This is a genomic window from Photobacterium lucens (assembly GCF_009873615.1).
In the GTDB taxonomy this organism is placed as follows: Bacteria; Pseudomonadota; Gammaproteobacteria; order Enterobacterales; family Vibrionaceae; genus Photobacterium; species Photobacterium lucens.
The window spans coordinates 1-457 of record NZ_SSMG01000421.1 but is presented as its reverse complement, the minus strand read 5'-3'; the positions used below and the strand labels follow the sequence as shown (position 1 = coordinate 457).

Here is a 457-nt window from a genome sequence, read left to right as displayed (position 1 = left end):
GTAAGAATTTAAGAACCCATTCATTGCTTGAATGGATGCGATTTTATAAAAAAGAGGTTCCTGGTTGTAAATTATTACCATCGTCATATTTCTTTTACAGTGATACTAGTGTTGTTTCATATCGTAATAACTTTACATTTATCTCTTCTATTTCTCCTCCACATAAACTCATATTAAGTGACTTTAGTTATTATTATGTTGTTGCATCAAATGGTTCGATGGCATGGAGGAATGAATGCGCAACAGGAAACATGGCATTCGGTGGTGCTATGATTTTTAATTCAACATCGGATACCGTATTGGAGTTTCTTGATGATAAAGAAGTCATTATTATTTTACTACCGAAGTCAAATTTAGAGCTTAATGGTATTGTTTCAAACAATATTGAAACGATAGATAACTCAATGATCTTAGATCTTATTTTTAATATGTCAGCGTTAGATTCAGATATCAAATA

General features: G+C 31.1%; 1 protein-coding gene. It reads left to right on the top strand.

Annotated features, from left to right (window positions below):
• Positions 1 to 23: 23 nt before the first annotated feature.
• The coding region (locus E5A76_RS17180; RefSeq protein ID WP_161119676.1) for a hypothetical protein at positions 24 to 457 on the top strand (434 nt) is incomplete at its 3' end.